General features: G+C 38.6%; 1 protein-coding gene. It reads right to left on the bottom strand.

The annotated features are described in order from the left end of the window. Positions 1 to 144 precede the first annotated feature (144 nt). A complete protein-coding gene (locus tag HW423_RS10845) occupies positions 145 to 1,353 on the bottom strand; it encodes an IS110 family RNA-guided transposase (RefSeq protein WP_218931894.1) in 1,209 nt (402 codons plus the stop codon). Positions 1,354 to 1,647 lie beyond the last annotated feature (294 nt).

Here is a 1,647-nt window from a genome sequence, read left to right as displayed (position 1 = left end):
TTAAAGCCAGCTATAAAGATGTCAAGGAATAAATTGAAAGTTTAGGACGTGATTCTGAAGTGTGATTTTGAAGGAATTTATGTTATTGCTTTTAAAGAAAGGCAACCCAAATAAACCCTGAAAAAACTATTCAAAAAAATAATCTCAATCAGTTTTTAAGTCAGGATTTATATGCACTTCATAAGGTTTTCCTTTTGTCCAAACCGCAAAGATAATATTGACAAGTTTCCGACATACAGCCCCAACGGCTGTTCCATGATGCTTTCCACGTTTTCGTAAGTTTTGATAATAAAGAGACAGCGCAGGATCTCGATTCGAAGCGATAAAGGCCGCTTGCCAAATGGCTCGTCGAAGATATGGAGAACCTCGTTTAGAGAGTTTATTACGCGTACCTGTAAAGTCACCCGATTGATGAACGGAAGCGTCTAAACCCGCAAAGGCAAGCAGTTGATTAGGGCATTCAAAGCGATGAATGTCGCCCACTTCAGAGAGAATCACAGCAGCTGTAACGGGGCCAATCCCCGTAATCGTGGTTAAATATTGATCTTGGGCGGCAACCAATTCAGCCATTTCATCTTCAACTGTTTTCAATTGTTCTTCTAAAAGAAGAATCTGCTGAAGTAATAATTGGATTTGAAGTTTATAAACATCGGTTGCGACTCGGATTCCAAAGGAATCTTGCGCTAAATCTCTTAATTGATGAACTTTCTGGGTTGATTTTTCAATGGTTAAACGGCCATTACTGGCTTCATTAAGAAGATCAATCAACTTCTGAGCGTCAATCTCGAGTAAATCTTCAGGCAAGGGGGATTGAAGTAACAGTTGGGTGGATGACTTTCCAAACATATCTGAAAAAAGTGTTTCGTATTCTGGAAACACTTGGTCTAAAGATGCAATCACTTTTCTTTTGAGATCAGAAGTTTGGTCAACGATGCTGTAACGGAAACGGGATAATTGCTTTAGGCGTACAATATCTTCGGAAGGCAAATACGTTTGATCAGGTAAATCCATCCGAACCACTTGTGCGATTAATACGGCATCGATGGTATCAGTTTTCGTTTTGCGGATATAGAAGTTGCGGAGAGTATCGGATTGAATGGGATTGAAAGGAACTACATTAAATTCTAAAGCGGTTAGAAAAGAGAATACAGAAAGCCAATAATGTCCAGTAGCCTCTAAACCAATCATGGAGTTATCAGGTAATAAGTCATGGTCATTGATGAATTGCAGTAATTTTTCACTGCCGGCTTTCGTGTTGCTAAACCGAATAGGTTTTCCTATAGGCTTTCCCTGTTCATCAATAATCGCCGCTTCATGGTTTCGTTTCCCAATATCAATACCTACAAAAAACATTCGAATCAACCTTTCTATTAAAAATTCAGATAGGGGTTCTCCTCTTAGCTCTATGGACGATATAGCCTCGTGTGAGATTCAGAAACAATGTTCTATCCAGCTCATACATATACTGTCCGTAGAGAAGAGGCGTCAGTCTTTAAAAGGAAGACGAAGCTTCAAGGAGTTTAACTACGACCTCTATCTATACGAAACAATTATAACTCATAAGAGTCACAGGTTTAAGTCAGCCTTAAATGACAAATATAGTAAAAAAAGATTAGCCATTTAAGACTAATCTTATTATACGAGGAG

The organism is Ruoffia halotolerans (assembly GCF_014049385.1).
Classification (GTDB): domain Bacteria; phylum Bacillota; class Bacilli; order Lactobacillales; family Aerococcaceae; genus Ruoffia; species Ruoffia halotolerans.
The sequence above is the reverse complement of the archived record's forward strand: the minus strand, read 5'-3'. Positions and strand labels throughout refer to the sequence as shown.